Here is an 18,526-nt window from a genome sequence, read left to right on the forward strand (position 1 = left end):
GCATCAATGCGAAAACAGGATCGGGATCGGAGGCTTGGAGAGCAGACCCCTGGTCGCACCACCGAGCACGAACTCCCGCCACCTCGGCGTTCCGTACGCGCCCATGACGAGAAGGTCGATGCCGCGAGATAGCACGTATGACTCGAGGACTTCGCTGATCGGCTTGCCCTCGGCATCGATCTTGTCGAGCACGACCTCGATGCCGTGGCGAGCGAGGTTCTTTCCGAGTTCTTCCGCCGAATGTTTGGAATCCAGGGCCTTCTCGTTCGTGACAGTCACGACGCGCACCGTTTTAGCCCTTTCGAGCAAGGAAAGCGCATCGGAAACCGCTCGCGCAGCGGTGCGGCTGAAGTCCCAAGCCACGCAAACAGCATCGAGCCGGAATCGCCGCGGTCGCGGAGTTGCGGGCAGGATCAGCGTCGGCCTGCCCGATCCAAAGATTACCTCCTCGGCGTGCCACCGCTCATGGAATTCCGGCACCGCCATGATCGTGAGATCGCGAAGCTTCGCATAATCGACCAGCATTGCCGCCTCGTCGGCGGTTGCACATTGCTCGATGATGGTCTCGTGCCGAACGCCGGCTTTCACGGCCGACGCTTCGAATGCTGCGAGCAGTGCGTTCACATTCTGCCGGCTCTTGGCGGCCTCGCGCGCAACGAGCGAAGGTATGTCCAGGATGACATCCCCGAGCAGGCTTTCGCGTACTTCCGCATGGACCTCGCAGGAAATGGCTGCGAGGTGCGCATCCAGGACGGCGGCGATGGAAATCGCCTCGTCGATCACCGAAACGGGCGTCGGTTCCGGGTAGCTCGCCAGGGTCAACAGAACATCCTTGAAAGCCATGTATCGCTCCTTTGACGAGCTGGAGCCTAACGCCGTCGAATCCCCCCTTCTTGACCCACCGCAACGGATTCAGACGACATGCCGTGGCAAAACGGCCCAGGTTCAAACCATGGTACCGGGCCAGAACGCTCTGGTTCGGCGGTGCCTGCCTTGCGGGACGAGCCAGCGCGAAGCCGGCTCGCGCACGCGCGTTCGGAGAACAAAAAAACGCGGCGTTTCCGCCGCGTTTTTCAATCTGATCTGCAGCTCCGCGATTACGCCTGCGGCTGCGGCTCCAGGCCGGGATCCGCATCGGGCCGCGGGCGCGGCGACTTGCCGGCCGGGGGCACGGCAGACGCACGCGGGGTGGTCGGCTCCAGCACGGACTCGCGGTTCGGCTTCTTGCCCTTGAGCAGGTCGATGATCTCGTCGCCGCTCAGCGTCTCGAACTCGAGCAGGCCCTTGGCGAGAGCTTCGAGGTCGGCATGCTTCTCGGTGAGGATGCGGGTTGCTTCCTTGTAGCCTTCCTCGACCAGACGCCTGATCTCGGAATCGATCTTCTGGACCGTCGCCTCCGAGGCGTTCTGCGTGCGCGACACCGACATGCCCAGGAACACCTCGTCCTGGTTCTCGCCGTAGGAAACGGTGCCGAGCTCTTCCGACAGGCCCCAGCGCGTCACCATCATGCGGGCAAGGCGGGTCGCCTGCTCGATGTCGGAGGCCGCACCCGAGGTCACCTTCTCCCGGCCGAAGATCAGCTCTTCGGCGACGCGGCCGCCCATCATGATCGCAAGGCGCGAGGTCATCTGCTCCAGAGACATCGACAGCTTGTCGCGCTCGGGGAGCTGCATGACCATGCCGAGCGCACGGCCACGCGGGATGATGGTCGCCTTGTGGATCGGATCGGTCGCGGGCACGTTGAGGCCGACGATGGCGTGGCCGCCCTCGTGATAGGCCGTCAGCAGTTTCTCTTCCTCGGTCATGACGAGCGATTTGCGCTCGGCGCCCATCATCACCTTGTCCTTGGCTTCCTCGAACTCGGCCTGCGTCACCATCCGCTTGTTGCGGCGGGCTGCGGTGAGCGCAGCTTCGTTGACGAGGTTCATCAGGTCGGCGCCGGAGAAGCCCGGGGTGCCGCGCGCGATGGTCTTGAGGTTGATATCCGGCGCCAGCGGCACCTTGCGGACGTGAACCTTGAGGATCTGCTCGCGGCCGACGACGTCGGGGTTCGGCACGACGACCTGACGGTCGAAGCGGCCGGGACGCAGCAGCGCGGGATCGAGCACGTCGGGGCGGTTGGTGGCGGCAATCAGGATCACGCCCTCGTTCGCCTCGAAGCCGTCCATCTCGACCAGCAACTGGTTCAGCGTCTGCTCGCGCTCGTCATTGCCGCCGCCGAGACCGGCGCCACGGTGACGACCGACCGCGTCGATTTCGTCGATGAAGATGATGCAGGGCGCGTTCTTCTTGGCCTGCTCGAACATGTCGCGGACGCGGCTGGCGCCGACGCCGACGAACATCTCGACGAAGTCCGAACCGGAGATGGTGAAGAACGGCACGTTGGCTTCGCCCGCGACCGCACGCGCGATCAGGGTCTTACCGGTGCCGGGCGGGCCGACCAAGAGCACGCCGCGCGGAATGCGTCCGCCGAGACGCTGGAATTTGCCGGGGTCGCGCAGGAATTCGACGATCTCCTGGAGATCCTGCTTGGCCTCGTCGACGCCCGCGACGTCCTCGAAGGTGACGCGACCATGCGCTTCGGTCAGCATCTTGGCGCGCGACTTCCCGAAGCCCATCGCCTTGCCGGCGCCGCCCTGCATCTGGCGCGACAGGAAGATCCACACGCCGATCAGCGCGATGAAGGGCAGCCAGGAGACCAGCAGCGAGACGAACCACGGCACGTTGTCGCCGGGCGGCTTCGCGGTGATCTGGACCTTGCTGTCATACAGGCGCTTCACCAGCGTCGGATCGTTCGGCGCATAGGTCTGGAAGCTCGAGCCGTTGGTGAAGGTACCGTGGATATCCGGGCCCTGGATCACGACGTCGCGCACATTGCCGCGGTCAACCTCGCTCAGGAGCTGCGAGAAGGCGATGTCCTGCGAGGAGGCCCGCTGACCCGGATTCTGGAAGAGCGTGAACAACGCCAACAGCAGCAAAACAATGATGACCCAGAGGGCGAAATTGCGCAGATTGGCGTTCATCGATCTTCCTTCGTGGTCGCGCGGATCGCGGCCTGGTCCTTCAGGAGTTACTTGGGCAGCGTGGCTTGGGCAAGCTAGAGAAAATCCCCAAGGAATCCTCTCGGTTAGAGCATACAATCTAGGTGCCGCACCGGTCGCTGCCAAGGGAACGAGATGGGACTATTTAGCCCATCTTAGAGCGATTCCCGCTGAAATAATGGCGACCTGACCGGTGATTTCCCTGCCTGGTTAAGGTGTCCTGACGGCAGGGGACCGGAATGGCCGGTGTTCACACACCCTTGCGCCGCCGGGCCGGCGCCGGTGCGATGTGGATACGCCCGCCGGCAAGGCTGATCAAGGCTCCCGCAAGGGTCTGCCGCAAGGCCTGCCGGCCATTGGCGGCAGCGCGAGGACTTGCGGCGATGGCCTGATCGAGCACAGCCAGGAGGGTTTCGACCTTGCCGAGTTCCGCCGGCCCTTCATGTCCGAGCGCGTTGATCGCCCGCAGCAGGAGCCGCAGCCGGACCTCCTCGGGCAGAAGGGCGAAGCTCGAGGCCTCGAAGCTTCGAACGCCCACCTGCGGCGCATCGCCGCGATCCCGCAAACGGAGGAAGCGCTCGGCGCCGTCGGCCAGTATCTCGACTGCCGCATTGGCCCGCGCCAGCCTTGCCGCAAGTCGCACGAGCGTGCGGGCATCGCCGCCCTCGGCGGCGAGTTGCGGCAGCAGCGCGCGCAGGCGCGGCCGGGTGAAGGCGGTATCGCGGTTACTGGGATCGTCGGCAAAGCCGATCTTGGCCCGCCTCAAGGTCGCGATCAGCTGCGCCTTGGGGACATCGAGCAGCGGCCGGGCCAGCACGATCCCCTCGCGCTCACTGAGGGACGCCATTGCCGACAGTCCGGCAAGGCCGCTGCCGCGGAGCAGCCGCATCAACAAGGTTTCCGCCTGGTCGTCGCGGGTATGGGCGGTCAGCACATGGCTCGCGCCGACCGCGCGCGCGGCCTGTGCGAGCAGACGATAGCGGGCCTCGCGCGCGGCCGCCGGCAGCCCCGTCTTCGGCTTTGCGTCGCGCCAGCGCAGGGTCCGGTGCGGTAGCCCGAGTTCAGTGGCGAGCCGCTTGACCTCGCGCGCCTCCCGCGCCGCCTCGCGCCGCAGGCCGTGATCGATCGTGACGACGGTGAGACGCGGGCCACGCGCGAGGCTGCGCTGCCAGCGCGCCGCCAGCCACATCAGCGCGACCGAGTCGGGTCCGCCGGAGACGGCGAGGACCAGCGCTGGCGCGCCTTTCAAGCCGGCAAAGAGCCGCCTCGCCTCGCGCGCCGAGATCGGAGAATTGTCGTCGTCTGACATGACGCGGGCCCTGACCTCCAAAGGCGGATGGTGACGACGTCTAGCGTAGCACCATCCGTCTTGTCAGGACCCGGACGTCAGCACTTCACGCGCTTCTGCTCGCGGTCGACCGCGGCTTTGACGCCGGCGGAAGCGCGCGGATATTTGCGGCCGATCTCGCCGAAGGCGGCGCAGGCGGCCTCCTTCTCCTTCAGGGCGGCGAGCGACTGGCCGAGCCGCAGCAGCGCGTCCGGCGCTTTGGCCGATTTCTCGTATTTGGTGGTGACGGCGAGGAAGGCTTCGGCGGAGTCGCGATATTGCTGGCGCTGGAAATAGCTCTCGCCGAGCCAGTATTGCGCGTCCCCCAGCAGCGGGTCTCCAGGATATTTCTGCGTGAAGTTCTTCATGGTCTGCTCGGCGAGCGCATAGTCCTTGCGCTGCATGTAGCCGATGCCGAGGTCGAACTCGTCGCGCGGCGTGGCCGACGGCGGCAGGGTGGCAAGCCCCGTGCCGCCCGCCGGCGCCGGATAGCCGGGTTGAGCCGGCGGATAGCCGGGCTGCGCGGCCGGGGGCGCGGCCTGCGGCTGATAGCGGGGAGCGGTGTTGGCGAGATCGAGCGGCTCGCCGGCGCCGCGGCCGCCGGGGGCGCCGCCGGGAGCCGCCTGCATCGGCTGCTGGCCGCCGCCGAGCGCGCGTGGCGCGCCCGGCGCGTTCGGGTTCTGGTTGGGATCGAAAGCATCGCCGCGGCGGCGCATGCCGGGGGCGCCGGGCGCCGGCTGCTCCTGAATGATCGGCGCAGGAGCGGCGACCTGGGGCTGCTCGTAATTGGGCTGCGCGGCCTGCTGCTGCGGCTGGCGATAGCCCGGCGCGACCTGACCCGGTGCAAGCTGGGCGGGCGGCATCGCCGCGACATTGGGCGCCTGTCCGGGCGCAGCTTGCGCGCCGCCTTCGACCGCCCGCAGCCGCTCTTCGAGCTGGCGGTTGCGGTATTGCAGCTCCTCGTTCTGGCCCGTGAGCTGGCGCAGCTGGCTCTCCAGCCGCTCGATCCGCATCTCCGGATCATCGTCCGACTGCGCGAGTGCAAGCGAGCCGAAAGAGAGCAGCGTGGCCATCGCCACGGTGCCGGTAAAGAGCTTAAATCTGGATGACATCTTGCCCTGACGACGAAAGCGAAATGGCCTGCGACGGAACATGCGACGCGCCACACATTGAAGGGGAGTACGCCAAAACTGTGACTGCCACCACGGGGTTTTAAGTCACGGATTGCTGAAACGAAACCGGCGCCCGAGAGGGCGCCGGCATAATCGGTTTTGGAAGATGAACGGCGCCTGACTGATCGGCGTCAGGAGCTCGCGTTCAGCACCGTGACGGCACGACGGTTCTGCGACCAGCAGGAGATATCGTTACAGACCGCGACCGGCCGCTCCTTGCCGTAGGAGATCGTGCGCATGCGGTTCGGATCGATGCCGCGCGAGGCGAGGAACGAGCGCACCGACTGGGCTCTCCGGGCGCCGAGCGCGATGTTGTATTCGCGGGTGCCGCGCTCGTCGGCATGACCTTCGACGGTGAAGCTGTAGCGCGGATAGGTCTGCAGCCACTGCGCCTGCTTCTCCAGGGTCACGATCGCCTGCGGGGTCAGATCGGTCTGGTCGCTTTCGAAGAACACGCGGTCCCCCACGTTCACCACGAAGTCCTGCTGGCTGCCAGGCGTCGCCGCATTGGCCATCGCATCCGTCGCGGCATTCTTGTTGGCGCAGGCACCCATCGACAGCGCGACGGCAAGCACCGCGACCAGCTTCAATCCCTGGAGGATACGCATAGGATGTTTCATTCCGGAGCCTCCACGCTCACGTTAGTCCACTGCTGTCCGGTCTACAGGGGGTTGGTTAAGCGAACGTTCCGTCAACCTTGACGGAACCTTGCCTCAGCCGATCAAATGCCCCCAACCAGCGAAAAGCACCCGTCATGGTTAATGGGTTGTAAATGTGGCGCAAGGGTGAAGGCAAGCATGGCGGCCGCGGAACTGGCTAAAATAAAGCCAGGTCCGGATGGGTGCCGGACCGCAGGTCCGTTTGAGCAAGGCGCCGACGGGTTGTCAGGAGTAGACGACCAGCTTTGGACGCTCGGAGGCTACTTTCGGCGAGACGATGCTCGCCGATGGCGCGTTGCTGTCCCCAAACAGCATTCGCCGCTCGAATGCGCTTGAGCGCATGATTGGAAATCGCGTTAAGACCTTTTCCCGCACGGCACGGAAGTTGGACGCCATTAATGCGACCTTTGCCAATGCATTCGGAAACAGCCGCGGCTCTGCGATGGTTTCGTTGAGAAAGACCCGGCGATAGAACGACTCGTGCGCGGGACGAACCAGCGCGAGTCCGGTATCGGCATTAAAATGTTCGCAGGCCAGGAAGACCAGTCGCACCGTCACGTAGGGGAGCTCCGGAAAGCATTTGGCTTTTTCCGGGCTTGCGACAAACCGGGCCGGATCGATGAAGACTTCGCCTCGATCAAGGCGGGGGTGAAGAACGTCGCCGAACAAGTCGGTCGTACAGGACATCCGCTGTTCTGGCGTCAGGACGTGGAGACGGATGGAGCTGCAGAGTTCGCCATCGACATACACTCCGAACGTCCGGGCGTTGGGCGCATCGTCGTAGTCATCCGTATAGCGCTGGGACTCTGACGGCGGAATTAGTCCGCCGCGCGTATAGGCCCTGTAGCGCATCTGATAGAGCTGGTCTTTCTCTTCAGGAGTCTCGATGGATCGGTAATCGACGCGATCGAACAGCGCTCCCCCCCGCACAGAGAGCGAAGCACGCAGCTCGGCTTCGGGCTTCATCCAACATTCCTCAACTGGCAAAACAACCCTTGCGGGTATGAAAGGATTAACAGCTTCTTAACGCCGGCGCAATTGACGCGCCCCGTTAGGGTTAATCGTACCGGTTGCAAGATGTCAGAGTCTTCCCGCAATTCTACGGAGATGTCAGGCGATCGATCGTGAAGCGATGGTCAGTTGGTCGTCGGCCGAACGGCGGCCGTGCGAGGCATCCAGCAATTGCCGAACCCGAACAGCGGGCACCGGCCGGCTGAAAAGATAGCCCTGCCCTTCAGTGATGGTGCCATCTGCGCTGATCAGTTCGAGCTGCTCGTTGGTCTCGATGCCCTCGACTACGACCGACATGCCGAGATCGACGGCTAGCCGCGCCACCCCGCGCAGCAGCGTCAGCGGCCGATCGGTGTCGATGCCTTCGAGGAACGAGCGGTCGATCTTCACCTTCTGCATCGGGAAATTGTGCAGATAGCTCAGGCTCGAATAGCCGGTGCCGAAGTCATCCAGCGAAATGCGTATGCCGAGGGCGTGAAGCTGCGACAGGACGTCGTGCGTGAGCTGCGTGTTGCGCAGCAGCGAGGACTCGGTGATCTCGATCTCGAGGCGATGGGCCGGAAGCCCGGACACTTCGAGCGCATAGCGGATTTCGCTGAGCACGTCGCGCTGGTGGAATTGCTGCGGCGAGAAGTTGACGGCGACGCTGACGCCCTCCGGCCACTTCATGCACTCCATGCAGGCCCGCCGCAGGATCCAGCGGCCGAGATCGACGATCAAGCCCATGTCCTCGGCAACCGGGATAATGTCGACCGGCGAGACCGTACCGCGCACGGGGTGGTTCCAGCGCAGCAGCGCCTCGCAGGTTGTGATCTTGCCCGATTTGAGGTTGACCAGCGGCTGAAAGAACAGCTCGAACTCCTCGTTGGCAAGCGCCTTGCGCAGATCGAGCTCCAGGATCCGGCGCGCCTCGACGGTCGCCGCCATTTCCTCCCGAAAGAAGCAGAAGGTGCCGCGGCCGTCGGCCTTGGCGCGGTACAGCGCCATGTCGGCGTTCTTCAGGAGCGTGTCGGCGCTCACGCCGCGGTCTGGCGCGGTCAGCGCAATACCGACGCTGGCGCCGATCTCGACGAGGTGATTGTCGATGCGATAGCGCTCGCTGAGGCGTTCGACGATCCGGCGGGCGAGGCTTGCGGCATCCTCAGCCGAGGCGATGTTCTGCTGAAACACGACGAACTCGTCGCCGCCAAAGCGCGCGACGAAATCTTCGGGCCGCAGCATCTCGCGGAGGCGGTTGGCAACCGCGCACAACAGCTGGTCGCCACACGGGTGGCCAAGCGTGTCGTTGACCTGCTTGAACTGGTCGAGGTCGACGAACAGGAGCGCGGAGAGGCGCTCGGCATGCTGCGCGTTTGCGAGCAGGCGCTCGATCTCGTCTCGAAAATTGACCCTGTTCGGCAGCGCCGTCAGTTCGTCGTAGCGGGCAAGATGGCTTATCCTTGCCTCGGCATTCTTGCGCTCGGTGATGTCCTCGAGCAGCATCACCATGCCGCCGTCTGACATTGGTTGGAAGGTCCAGGACAACGTGCGCCCACGCGCCGAATCTATGGTCAGGAGTTCGCGGACCCGCCCGTCCTCGATTTCCCGGAGGATCAAATTGCCGCTCTCGGTCGAGATAGAACCGCCGTTGACGCATGCCGCGATGATTTCGGAGGCATTGGGGCCACTCTGCACGAGATCGTCGGGCAGATTCATCTGTTCGCTGAAACGATGATTCATCACAGCAAGCTGTCTGTCGACACGGAACATGCACAGACCATGGGGCATGTTGTTCAACGCGCTGTCAAACTGGCCGGCCAGGGCCGCCTCGCGTTCACGCGCGACGAGCGCCCGCATGAATATCCTATGCAAATTGGCCGAGATTTGTATGACGGCCACCAGAAACGCGGCGCACAGGACTGACATGACGAGGTAATAGGGCGTGCCACGCCACGCCAGCGCGATCACCGTCGAACCGAAACAGAGCGAAGCCTGCAGCTGGTATATCCATTGCCGTCCATAAGCCCTGCCTGCGCCCCCCGCCACGAACCCCGTGGTTGTGGAGAGAGAGATCATATGGGCGACGGCATCATCACTCACCAGGAGCGTGGTGGTGCTCCAGATGCCGACCGCGGCGGCCTGGATCATCGCTCCGATCTGATGCCGGTTCTTCCATCGCGCAGCTTCGTCGGGGGTTAGCGTCGATTTGCGCATCTGGTAGCGCCGCAAGTCGAACGCCCGAATAGCGCCGGCGAGGATCAGCAGCGCAACACACGCCCAGATCAAGGGTTCTCCCGTCTTCAGCGCGGTCGCGGCCGCCGCAACGACACCGAAGACGAGACCCGTCAGCAAGGGAGCAGGCGTTTCGAACAGCGAATCGATCAGCGCCGCCGAAATTCTCGGCGACGCCGGCTCAGGTTCTCCGCTCTGGCTTGCGAATTGCATTTGTGTTTGTACGCGCGTCCTGTGTGACGCGTAGTTTTACTCAAACCAGATGAAGTCTTTCTGAGGGAACATCGTTAAAGTCGAGTTGTTTTTCGGAGACGACGAACCCATTTCTGCTTATATTTCAAGCAACTAGGCAAGGCTTGCCGAGCTCAAGGTGAAGGAAAGCTTGCTTTCCTCCCCGATCCCGAAAAAGTTTGCGCGTTTTCTTCGACACATCGCGCGCTGCGCCGAGGGATCTACTGGCCCGCGGTCGAGGACAGCAGCGGCGACCATGCCGGGTCGGAGGCGAAGCCCGGCGTCGGCACCTTCAGCTCGTTGCGTCCCGAGATGTCGACGCTGTACAGCGAGGGCCCGCCGCTGCCGCCGGGATCACGGAAGAACATCAGCACGCGGCCGTTCGGCGAGAAGGTCGGGCCTTCGTTGTGGAAGCCGGAGGTGAGCAGCCGCTCGCCGCTGCCGTCGGGCTTCATGACACCGATCGCGAACTGTCCGCCGCCCTGCCTGGTGAAGGCGATGTAATCGCCCTTCGGCGACCACACCGGGGTCGAATAGCTGGCGTTGGTGTCGTCCTTGGAGAAGGAAATCCGCTGCGCCTGCCCGCCGCCCGCGGCCATCACGTAGATCTGCGACCGGCCGCCGCGATCGGATTCGAAGCAGATGCGGGCACCGTCCGGCGAGTAAGACGGAGACGTGTCGATCGCCGGCGTGTCGGTGAGACGCGTGGTCGCGCGCGAGCGCAGATCCATCACGAACAGGTTGGAATTGCCGCCCTGCTGCAGGCTCATGATGACGCGCTGGCCGTCCGGCGAGAAGCGCGGCGCGAAGGTCATGCCGGGGAAGTTGCCGACGATCTCGCGCTGGCCGGTCTCGATGTTGTAGAGATAAACCTTCGGATCGCCCTGGCCGAACTCCATGTAGGTGATCTCTTGCGAGTTCGGCGAGAAGCGCGGCGTCAACACGAGATCCGCGCCGCGGGTCAGGTAGCGAACATTGGCGCCGTCCTGGTCCATCATCGCGAGCCGCTTGACGCGGCGCTCCTTCGGTCCGCTTTCGTCGACGAAGACGACGCGGCTGTCGAAATATCCCTTCTCGCCGGTCATCCGCTCATAGATCTGGTCGGAGATGATGTGGGCGATGCGGCGCCAGTATTCCGGCGACGTGAAATATTGCTGTCCCGCGAGCTGCTGGCCACTGATCACGTCCCACAGGCGGAACTCGGCCTTGAGGCGGCCGTCCGGCTGCCGCGTCATGCGGCCGGTGACGAGGGCCTGCGCGTTGAGCGTCTTCCAGTTCTGGAATTGCGGCGCGACGTCCATGTTGCTGATGCGCTCGATGAAGGCGGCCTGGTCGATCGGCGCGAACAGGCCCGAGCGCTTCAGGTTGTTGGTGATGACCTGCGTGACGCCGTTGCCAACGTCGCCGTCGGACGGAGAACCCGGCAGGAAGTTGGTGATCGCGATCGGGATCGGCTGGAATGCATTGGGGTCGATGCGGATGCGGCCGTCCTGGCCCTGAGCAAAGGCACTGCCGCCCCCGAGCATGGCAAGCGTCGATCCGGTCAGGGTCATGAAGCGGCGGCGGTTCATCGATCGGACGTCATTCATTGCAAAATTCTTTTGTTCGGATGTCACAACATATCTTTCAGGCCGAAAGTCATGGGAATGAGCTTCCAGCTCTCGTACTGCTGCTTCGGCATGAACGAATAGACCTGGCACTGCACGATGGCGCGCTTGGCGCTCTCCGCCACCGCCTGCGCGATCGACCGCGACGGTCCCCGCACTGCGACGACGATCGGCTCGGAGGCGAGCGATCCATCGATCTTCATGGGAATGTCGATGTCGGCCTCGTACTGATCGGCATCCTGGCCATTGTAGGTCGGCGTGAAGCAGCGCTTGACCGCGCCCTGGAATGCACCGCGCCAGGTCGCGACGTTGTTCGCGGCTGTTCCCGTCGCTGCTCCCAGCGACGCTGACGCATTCAGCGCCGTTCCGGTGAGCTCGTGCCGGGTCGCAGCGCGCTTGTCGAGGTCGCGCTGGATCTGCGCGGGATCGAAGCTGCGCTCCTTGGGCTTGGGCTGCTGCTGCGGCTGCACCGCCGCAACCTTTTGCTCCACCGGCTTCGGCGGCGGCTTCTTGGTGTCCAGCTTCTTCTGGAGCTCGGCGATCGGATCTTCCTTGGCCGGATCAGGCTTCTTTTCCTGCGGCTTCGGCTCTTCCTTCGGCTTGGCCTCGGCAACGGGCTTCGGCGGCTCGGGCTTCTTCTCGACCGGCTTCTCGACGGGTTTCGGCGGCGGCTCCGGCTGCGAGTTGGTCTTGATCAGCTCTTTCTTCTCGGTGACCTTGCCGACGGCGTCTTCCTCGGGCTTCGCTTCCGCGATCTTCTCGACCTTCGGCTTCGGCTCTTCCTTCTTGCCGGTCTTCTGCCCCGCCATCATCTTGGCGAGCTGATCGGTGGAGATGATGTCGATGGGAAGCGACTCTTCCGGTGCGAGGTAGGCTTTGCTGCTGAAGGTGACGAGCCCCCATCCCAGCACGAGGACGTGGAGGGCGATCGACGCAACGAGTGTCTTGTCGACGTTCACCTTCACCGCTTACCCCTGATCCGCTTCCGTGACGAGGGCGAGCTTCTTGAATCCGGCGCCGGACAGCAGGCCCATCACCCTGGCCACCGTGCCGTAATCAGCCTTCTTGTCGGCGCGCAGATAGATGCGCTCCTCGAGCCCGCCGCGCGCATCCGTGATCGCCTTCAGCTTGGGCACCAGCTCGTTGATCGCGATCTCGGAATCGTTGATGAAGACCTTGCCCTTGATGTCGACCGACATCTGGATCGGCTTCTGGTCGTTGTTTTCGAGGCTCTTGGCCTGGGTCTGCGGCAGGTCGAGCGGCACGCCGACCGTCAGCATCGGCGCTGACACCATGAAGATGATGAGCAGCACCAGCATCACGTCGACCATCGGCGTGACGTTGATCTCGGCAACGACGGGCTTGCGCCGGCCTCGGCGCCCGCCGCCTCCGGACGAACTCGCAACGTTCATCGCCATGATCGAGTGCCCAAATTGCCCTTCACACTATACATGCCGGCCGTCAGCCCCGCTCGTCGATCTGGCGCGACAGGATGGCTGAAAATTCATCGGCGAAGCCTTCGAGCCGCTGGGCCTGCCGGTTCACCTCGGAGGTGAACTTATTGTAGAAAATAGTGGCAGGAATGGCGGCGATAAGGCCGACGGCAGTCGCAAACAGGGCCTCCGCGATACCAGGCGCCACCACCGCCAGAGAGGTATTTTTCGACGCCGCGATCGACTGGAAGCTCGACATGATGCCCCAGACCGTGCCGAACAGGCCGACGAAGGGCCCCGCAGAGCCGACGGTGGCGAGCACCAGCAGGCGGCGCTCCAGCCGCTCGACCTCGCGCGCGATCGAGACGTTCATGACCTTGTCGATGCGCATCTGGAGACCCGCGACCGAGCGGGCTTGGCTCTCGAATGACCGCTTCCACTCGCGCATCGCGGCGACGAAACAGGCCGCCATGGAGTGCGTCGGCTTGGCTGAAAGCGTGCGATAGAGCTCCTCGATCGATTCACCGGACCAGAATGCCTGCTCGAAACGGTCCATCGAGCGGCGGGTGCGGGCGAACAGGAAAATCTTGTCGATGGCGATCGCCCAGACCCAGACGGAGCAAGCCAGGAGCCCCAGCATCACCGCTTTCACGATCCAGTGAGCCTGCCAGAACAGCGCAATCAGCGACACGTCGGCGGAGGCAGCAACCGGAAGGGCTGACTGAGCCAATTCGGCCGGATTCATAAGCGGTATCCTCTCAAGGCGATCGTTACCCGATGTGCCGGCCAGCAAATGGCTGCCGGTTCCCCAATAGCCGCGCTAGAACCGGGCGCGGCCGGCAAGCCCGCTCAAAGCCTTGTCTTTCTGGGGTGCAGGGGCTCGTCCAAAGCCGGCCGTCTGCATTCCCTGCCAAGATGTCAAAACTATGGGCCTTTGGCCCCGGGCCTTGACGGGCCTGGCTTTACGCTTTGGGCGCGACTGTCCGCCCTTACCAGAGCCCGCCGTTGGTTAATGCGAGGTTACCAGGGATGAATTTGGTTGCGGGAAAGGCAGCCGGCGCAGGCGGTTGAGGACCGAGCTGGTGTCCCGGGCGCGCCGCACGCTCCTTCGCCTTGCACTGCGTCCGGGGAACGAAGGTTCCACGCGCACGGCGGACTGAGGCCCCCCGCAAATTGTCCCGGAAATCACTTCCCGCGAGGTCCTGCCAGGACCATCAACCCCAAGACGACCGCCGCCATACGGCGATCACCCGCTCCATGATTCATCCCGTTGGCGCCGCATCCGATGACGCGATGGCGCCTCAAGCGGCCGAGGCGGGCTCGGGGCAGTTGATCAATCGTGCAGGATTTCCCACGACGGTGCAGCCGCCGGGAACGTCGGCGGTCACGACCGTGTCGGCGCCGATCCGGGCAAAATCGCCGATCCTGATATCGCCCAAAATGGTCGCGCCGGCGCCAATGAAGACGCCGCGGCCGATGCGCGGCGAGCGCGTCGGCAGCTCACTGCCGCGGCCGATGCTGACGTTCTGAAGGATGATGGTCTCGTCGCCGATCACCGCATTGGCGCCGATCACGATGCCCGTGGCGTGATCGAGATAGACGGACGAGCCGATGCCGGCCGAGGGATGAATGCTGACCTGCAACACGTTCGACGCCTCGTTCTGAAACAGCAGCGCCGCATCGCGATGATCATGATGCCAGAGCCAGTTCGAGACGCGCCAGGCTTGCAGCGCGACGTAGCCCTTGAAATGCAGCAGCGGCGCCAACAGGCCGGCGATGGCCGGATCGCTGCGCACGATGGCCTGCAAATCGCGGCCGGACGCTTCGATCAAATCCGGCGAGTGACGAAATGCCTCGCGCGAAAAGGCCATGAAGCGCGTTTGCCCGGCGACGTTGCCGCCAAGCCTGCGCCCGATGAGATCGGCCAAAACCGCCGCAAAGCCGTCATGGGCGAGAACCGCTTCAGCGATCGACCTGCCGAAGACGGGATCGGATGCGACCGCACGCCGCGCCTCGTCGCGAATCTGCTGCCAGAGGCCATCGCTCGTCGCGGTCACAGCTGCCGTCATCGCCGCCTCCGGTGTTTTGGGCCGCTTTCACGTCTCAGATATAGCCCGTGGGCACCCCGCGCACCACGCCGCGCGGGCGGCACGGCGCTACCCGAGCACCATGCCGCGGTTCACCGGGAGGCTACGAGCTTGCGTGCCGGGCATCCGCGACCATATAGTCAGTCGAGTTCTCGGCCGATGCTGCTTTGGCCGAGGAAATCCCGGGCAAAGCAGCTCGTTCGCCCCCCGCGGTGGTCCGCCATCCGCGGGTTTTTCGTACCCGGCAGCGCTCAGAGCTGCCGACGCGAATCCCGGATCCCCTTTACCTGAGGTCACGCCAAGACATGTCGCCTAACGCGCCCGCCGACGACCACCACGACGACATCATGTATCCCTCCGCCGTGCCGTTCGTGTTGGTCCATCTCGGCTGTGTCGCGGCGATCTGGACAGGCATTACGTGGCAGGCCGTCGCGATCTGCGTCTCACTCTATTGCCTGCGGATGTTTGCGATCGGCGCTGGCTACCACCGCTACTTCTCGCATCGCGCGTTTGCGACCAGCCGGGTGTTTCAGTTCATTTTGGCCTGCCTGGCGCAAAGCACCGCGCAGAAGAGCGTGTTGTGGTGGGCCGCCAAGCACCGGCATCACCATCTGCATTCCGACACCGAACTGGATGTGCATTCGCCGCGTCAGCGCGGCTTCCTGTACAGCCATGTCGGCTGGATCTTTTACCGCGAGCACGACACGACCGATCTCGTGAAAGTGGGCGATCTCGCGGCCTATCCGGAGCTGATGTGGCTGCATCGGCTCGAGCTTCTGCCGGCCACCGTGCTTGCGGCGCTCTGTTTCCTGGTTGCGGGATGGTCGGGTCTTGTCGTCGGCTTCCTGTGGAGCACGGTGCTGCTCTATCACGCCACCTTCTGCATCAATTCGCTCGCCCATGTGCATGGTCGCAAGCGCTACGTGACGGGCGACGATTCCCGCAACAACTGGCTGCTGGCGCTGCTCACTCTCGGTGAAGGCTGGCACAACAATCATCACGCTTACCAGAGCAGCGTGCGCCAGGGCTTTCGTTGGTGGGAGATCGACGTCACCTATTACGTCTTGACGATCCTGTCATGGATGGGCGTCGTCTGGAACATGAAGGCGCCGCCCGAACAGGTTCTGCGCAATGAGCAGCCGCTCGGCGCACGGGTGATCAATCGGGCGGCCCGCGAGCTTGCCGGGCGGTTCGATGCGCAGACGTTGGCGCATGCGATCTCGTCGGCGCGGCGCCGTGCCGAACTCGCCCAGTTGCAGCTGCCGTCGCTGCACGACATTCTCAACCGCGCACATGAAGGTGTCGATGCGCTGACGCATCTGCATCTGCCGAAGATTCCGACTCGTGACGAGTTTCTCGCCGAGGCCAAGGCGATGTTCGCTCGCACGCGATCGCTCAACGAGATCGTGGACCACGCCTACGAACACTTCCTCGCTTCGGTTCGCGCGCAGCTCGCGACAGCGCGCTGAACCTTGCGGCCACTGAGCGCATAGAGCCAGCCGCCGCGGCGACGAGAACGTGCAGGACAAACAGCGCGAAATCGCGGAGCAGGATCACGGGACGATACTCCGCTTCGCGAACAAGACCGTACGGTTGAGTGCGAAACGAGGCGCGCCCGGTAGAGATAGAGGCTGAGGAAGAACCGCCAGGGCTCGCCGAGCTGTCACCGGGATAGAGCTGAACTTCCGTCGGCCATCCATTGATGGAATGCGATCGCTCAGCGCTTGGTCGAGCCTGGTGCCCAACAGGTCCCAGGCATGGTCGGTGACCTGCGCCGGCGGGGCGCGGTGGGGAGCGCATCTCAAAAGCCAAACCGCCCGCCTGCGGGTTGCGCAGACGGGCGGCTCGGGGCCATCAGGACTTTGGGGGCATGCGCCTGAGGGCTTTGAGAGTGTCGGCCTTGAAGGTCAGCCCTGCTGCTGGTCGGTCGGCGGCGGGGTCGGACGCGTCTTGTGCTGTGCCATGAACTGGTCGAACTCTTCCTTGTCCTTGGCGTGACGCAGGCGGTCGAGGAAATTCTTGAACTCGACCTGCTCTTCCTCGAGGCGCTGCAGCGTCTCAGAGCGATATTCGTCGAAGGCACGGTTGCCGGAGGACGGCGGGCCGAAGCCAAAGCCGAAGCCACGGCGCTCCATGCGGCCGCGCATGCGATCCATCTTGTACTGCATCCGCTCCATCTTGTTCTGCCAGCGATCCTGGTTGCTCCAGCACGACATTCTTCTGCTCCCGAGTGTGAAAAAGAGAAGGGCAAGTCCGATCGGCCACCAGATGATGAAGCCGAGAATGGTCACGGCAATCCAGCCGGGATGCCAGGGCGTATCGAGCATGCGTGGACGCTCGTACTGTTGGTATTGCTCAGAGGGGCCGCGCCATCGATTGACATCAGCGGTGTAGGCCATTTCCGATCTCCATCACGGCATCTGCGCCGTTGTGAATGTAAATAACATTTACATAGCTAGACCATCCCGCGATTTTGTCAAGCCGGCGGCCTGACACGCCCGCGTGATTATCTACGCAATTTTATTTCGGTTTGCCCCAGGGACCGCCCGGAGGCAGGCCAGAACCGGAGGATGCCTCCGGTGGCACCGGTGGCGGCTCGGCGCGCTTGCCTGCGGGACGACGGTCGGTCGGGAAACCAAGGCCGCGCAGATAGATCAGCACCTCGGCCTCCAACAGCTCGTCCGGCGACATCGGCAGTTTTCGCCGCGCGGCATCACCGCGGGAAAACAGCGAGGCCACGCCATGCGCCATGGACCAGATGTGCAAGGCCATCATCATCGCCGGTGGCCGCGGCGTGCCTGGCGGCGTCAGGGCCGCGAGCCGCTCGGCTGCGGCGCGAATGATGTTGAACGCGCGTTCGCTGGCGGCCTGAAGCGCGGGATTGGCATCCACCGGCACGCCCGATTCGAACATCGCGTTGTAGAACGCGGGCTCCTCGCGGGCGAAGGCGAGATAGGCCTTGCCGACACGTTCGAACGCGGTGACCGTATCGGGCCGTCCATCGTCCCACGCCGCGACCAGGCGCGCCTCGAACTGCTCGAAACCGCGCTGGGCGATCGAGGACAGCAGTTCCTCGCGGTCTCGGAAATGCCGATAGGGTGCCGCCGCGCTGACGCCGGCCATGCGCGCGGCATCGGCGAAGGTGAAGCCGGCCGCGCCCTTCTCGGCAATCAGCCCGAGAGCGGCCTGCAACAGGGCCTCCTTCAGATTGCCGTGATGATAGCCGCGCTCGGCGCGGCGCTGCTCCTTGCGCCAGCTCATGTGAACGACCTTTACATGAGCTGGGCGCGAAGGTCACTAGCGGCCGACGGGATTGATTAACCGGTATGTCCACGGGTCACGCCGGCGTCGGGCCGGGCGTGACCTCCTGTGAGCCAGCTAAAGCTCCGGAATCGGGAGCACGGGCATGACCTCGATCGCCTCGCCCGGGAAGATCGCAAAATGCGGATGGTTCTCGAACAGTTTTGCAGCTTCCTCTTGCGAGGGAGCGCGCACCACCGTGAAGCCGGTCAACGCATTGCTGGTCTCGGTGATGCCGCGCGCGTCGATCCTGCGGGTCTTGCCGAGCGGGCCGCCCATCTCGACGATGACGTCCTTATGCTTCTCGACCCAGCCGTGCCAGGCGGCCATGCCCTCCTGTTCCCTCGCTTTCCGTTCGGCCTCGGGCAGCGCGCGCCAGGCCGCCATTTTCGACCCGCTCATGCTGCCGAGATAGACGGCTAGAAACTTGTGTTCGGTGCTCATCGG

16 protein-coding genes are annotated in these 18,526 nt (G+C 64.1%); 1 reads left to right on the plus strand and 15 read right to left on the minus strand.

Annotation, left to right across the window (positions count from 1 at the left end; translation table 11 throughout):
* Positions 1 to 3 precede the first annotated feature (3 nt).
* The 12 genes from ACFDR6_RS00655 to ACFDR6_RS00710 all read right to left on the minus strand — a co-directional run bounded on the left by ACFDR6_RS00655 (position 4) and on the right by ACFDR6_RS00710 (position 14,761).
* Complete coding sequence (locus ACFDR6_RS00655) at positions 4 to 843, minus strand: universal stress protein (RefSeq protein WP_375857056.1); 840 nt, start codon at positions 841 to 843, stop codon at positions 4 to 6.
* Positions 844 to 1,097: 254 nt separating this feature from the next.
* Positions 1,098 to 3,023, minus strand: a complete 1,926-nt coding sequence (gene ftsH / locus ACFDR6_RS00660; protein WP_212088134.1) for an ATP-dependent zinc metalloprotease FtsH — start codon at positions 3,021 to 3,023, stop codon at positions 1,098 to 1,100.
* A gap of 268 nt (positions 3,024 to 3,291) precedes the next feature.
* Positions 3,292 to 4,350: a tRNA lysidine(34) synthetase TilS gene (tilS, locus tag ACFDR6_RS00665; RefSeq protein ID WP_212088132.1), complete on the minus strand. Its 1,059-nt coding sequence runs from the start codon at positions 4,348 to 4,350 to the stop codon at positions 3,292 to 3,294.
* 77 nt (positions 4,351 to 4,427) lie between these two features.
* Positions 4,428 to 5,480, minus strand: a complete 1,053-nt coding sequence (ybgF, locus tag ACFDR6_RS00670; RefSeq protein ID WP_375857058.1) for a tol-pal system protein YbgF — start codon at positions 5,478 to 5,480, stop codon at positions 4,428 to 4,430.
* A 191-nt stretch (positions 5,481 to 5,671) separates the two neighbouring features.
* Positions 5,672 to 6,160: a peptidoglycan-associated lipoprotein Pal gene (gene pal, locus ACFDR6_RS00675; protein ID WP_018317777.1), complete on the minus strand. Its 489-nt coding sequence runs from the start codon at positions 6,158 to 6,160 to the stop codon at positions 5,672 to 5,674.
* 264 nt (positions 6,161 to 6,424) lie between these two features.
* Positions 6,425 to 7,165: an N-acyl amino acid synthase FeeM domain-containing protein gene (locus tag ACFDR6_RS00680; RefSeq protein WP_212088128.1), complete on the minus strand. Its 741-nt coding sequence runs from the start codon at positions 7,163 to 7,165 to the stop codon at positions 6,425 to 6,427.
* 144 nt (positions 7,166 to 7,309) lie between these two features.
* Positions 7,310 to 9,634 carry a putative bifunctional diguanylate cyclase/phosphodiesterase gene (locus ACFDR6_RS00685; protein ID WP_212088126.1) on the minus strand — a complete coding sequence of 775 codons (2,325 nt, stop codon included), beginning with the start codon at positions 9,632 to 9,634 and terminating at the stop codon, positions 7,310 to 7,312.
* Positions 9,635 to 9,873: 239 nt separating this feature from the next.
* The gene (gene tolB, locus ACFDR6_RS00690) at positions 9,874 to 11,241 is read right to left on the minus strand and encodes a Tol-Pal system beta propeller repeat protein TolB (RefSeq protein WP_249153344.1); all 1,368 of its coding nucleotides are present in this window, start codon (positions 11,239 to 11,241) and stop codon (positions 9,874 to 9,876) included.
* Between the two features lie 23 nt (positions 11,242 to 11,264).
* Positions 11,265 to 12,224 (minus strand): cell envelope integrity protein TolA, encoded by a 960-nt coding sequence (gene tolA, locus ACFDR6_RS00695; protein WP_317241080.1) that lies wholly within the window; start codon positions 12,222 to 12,224, stop codon positions 11,265 to 11,267.
* A 3-nt stretch (positions 12,225 to 12,227) separates the two neighbouring features.
* On the minus strand, positions 12,228 to 12,677 hold the full coding sequence (gene tolR, locus ACFDR6_RS00700; RefSeq protein ID WP_212088121.1) for a protein TolR: 450 nt from the start codon (positions 12,675 to 12,677) through the stop codon (positions 12,228 to 12,230).
* Positions 12,678 to 12,720: 43 nt separating this feature from the next.
* Positions 12,721 to 13,437 (minus strand): protein TolQ, encoded by a 717-nt coding sequence (gene tolQ / locus ACFDR6_RS00705; RefSeq protein ID WP_212089081.1) that lies wholly within the window; start codon positions 13,435 to 13,437, stop codon positions 12,721 to 12,723.
* Positions 13,438 to 13,993: 556 nt separating this feature from the next.
* Complete coding sequence (locus ACFDR6_RS00710) at positions 13,994 to 14,761, minus strand: serine acetyltransferase domain-containing protein (RefSeq protein ID WP_375857060.1); 768 nt, start codon at positions 14,759 to 14,761, stop codon at positions 13,994 to 13,996.
* Between the two features lie 323 nt (positions 14,762 to 15,084).
* Between ACFDR6_RS00710 and ACFDR6_RS00715 the strand changes: the two genes are divergently transcribed.
* Positions 15,085 to 16,248 carry an acyl-CoA desaturase gene (locus ACFDR6_RS00715; RefSeq protein WP_317241082.1) on the plus strand — a complete coding sequence of 388 codons (1,164 nt, stop codon included), beginning with the start codon at positions 15,085 to 15,087 and terminating at the stop codon, positions 16,246 to 16,248.
* Between the two features lie 438 nt (positions 16,249 to 16,686).
* On the opposite strand, the gene ACFDR6_RS00720 is transcribed toward ACFDR6_RS00715, so the two are convergent.
* From ACFDR6_RS00720 to ACFDR6_RS00730, 3 genes are all read right to left on the minus strand, one after another.
* Positions 16,687 to 17,178 (minus strand): DUF2852 domain-containing protein, encoded by a 492-nt coding sequence (locus tag ACFDR6_RS00720; RefSeq protein ID WP_212088115.1) that lies wholly within the window; start codon positions 17,176 to 17,178, stop codon positions 16,687 to 16,689.
* Between the two features lie 121 nt (positions 17,179 to 17,299).
* Positions 17,300 to 18,040: a TetR/AcrR family transcriptional regulator gene (locus ACFDR6_RS00725; protein ID WP_212088113.1), complete on the minus strand. Its 741-nt coding sequence runs from the start codon at positions 18,038 to 18,040 to the stop codon at positions 17,300 to 17,302.
* 117 nt (positions 18,041 to 18,157) lie between these two features.
* Positions 18,158 to 18,523: a YciI family protein gene (locus ACFDR6_RS00730; RefSeq protein ID WP_375857062.1), complete on the minus strand. Its 366-nt coding sequence runs from the start codon at positions 18,521 to 18,523 to the stop codon at positions 18,158 to 18,160.
* Between the last annotated feature and the right edge of the window lie 3 nt (positions 18,524 to 18,526).

Source organism: Bradyrhizobium tunisiense (genome assembly GCF_042263385.1).
Classification (GTDB): Bacteria; Pseudomonadota; Alphaproteobacteria; order Rhizobiales; family Xanthobacteraceae; genus Bradyrhizobium; species Bradyrhizobium tunisiense.

Bases quoted from the DNA above. Each gene is read 5' to 3' on its own strand.
- ACFDR6_RS00655 (WP_375857056.1), bottom strand. From the start codon at position 843: ATGGCTTTCAAGGATGTTCTGTTGACCCTGGCGAGCTACCCGGAACCG.
- ftsH (WP_212088134.1), bottom strand. From the start codon at position 3,023: ATGAACGCCAATCTGCGCAATTTCGCCCTCTGGGTCATCATTGTTTTG.
- tilS (WP_212088132.1), bottom strand. From the start codon at position 4,350: ATGTCAGACGACGACAATTCTCCGATCTCGGCGCGCGAGGCGAGGCGG.
- ybgF (WP_375857058.1), bottom strand. From the start codon at position 5,480: ATGTCATCCAGATTTAAGCTCTTTACCGGCACCGTGGCGATGGCCACG.
- pal (WP_018317777.1), bottom strand. From the start codon at position 6,160: ATGAAACATCCTATGCGTATCCTCCAGGGATTGAAGCTGGTCGCGGTG.
- ACFDR6_RS00680 (WP_212088128.1), bottom strand. From the start codon at position 7,165: ATGAAGCCCGAAGCCGAGCTGCGTGCTTCGCTCTCTGTGCGGGGGGGA.
- ACFDR6_RS00685 (WP_212088126.1), bottom strand. From the start codon at position 9,634: ATGCAATTCGCAAGCCAGAGCGGAGAACCTGAGCCGGCGTCGCCGAGA.
- tolB (WP_249153344.1), bottom strand. From the start codon at position 11,241: ATGAATGACGTCCGATCGATGAACCGCCGCCGCTTCATGACCCTGACC.
- tolR (WP_212088121.1), bottom strand. From the start codon at position 12,677: ATGGCGATGAACGTTGCGAGTTCGTCCGGAGGCGGCGGGCGCCGAGGC.
- tolQ (WP_212089081.1), bottom strand. From the start codon at position 13,437: ATGAATCCGGCCGAATTGGCTCAGTCAGCCCTTCCGGTTGCTGCCTCC.
- ACFDR6_RS00710 (WP_375857060.1), bottom strand. From the start codon at position 14,761: ATGACGGCAGCTGTGACCGCGACGAGCGATGGCCTCTGGCAGCAGATT.
- ACFDR6_RS00715 (WP_317241082.1), top strand. From the start codon at position 15,085: ATGTCGCCTAACGCGCCCGCCGACGACCACCACGACGACATCATGTAT.
- ACFDR6_RS00720 (WP_212088115.1), bottom strand. From the start codon at position 17,178: ATGGCCTACACCGCTGATGTCAATCGATGGCGCGGCCCCTCTGAGCAA.
- ACFDR6_RS00725 (WP_212088113.1), bottom strand. From the start codon at position 18,040: ATGAGCTGGCGCAAGGAGCAGCGCCGCGCCGAGCGCGGCTATCATCAC.
- ACFDR6_RS00730 (WP_375857062.1), bottom strand. From the start codon at position 18,523: ATGAGCACCGAACACAAGTTTCTAGCCGTCTATCTCGGCAGCATGAGC.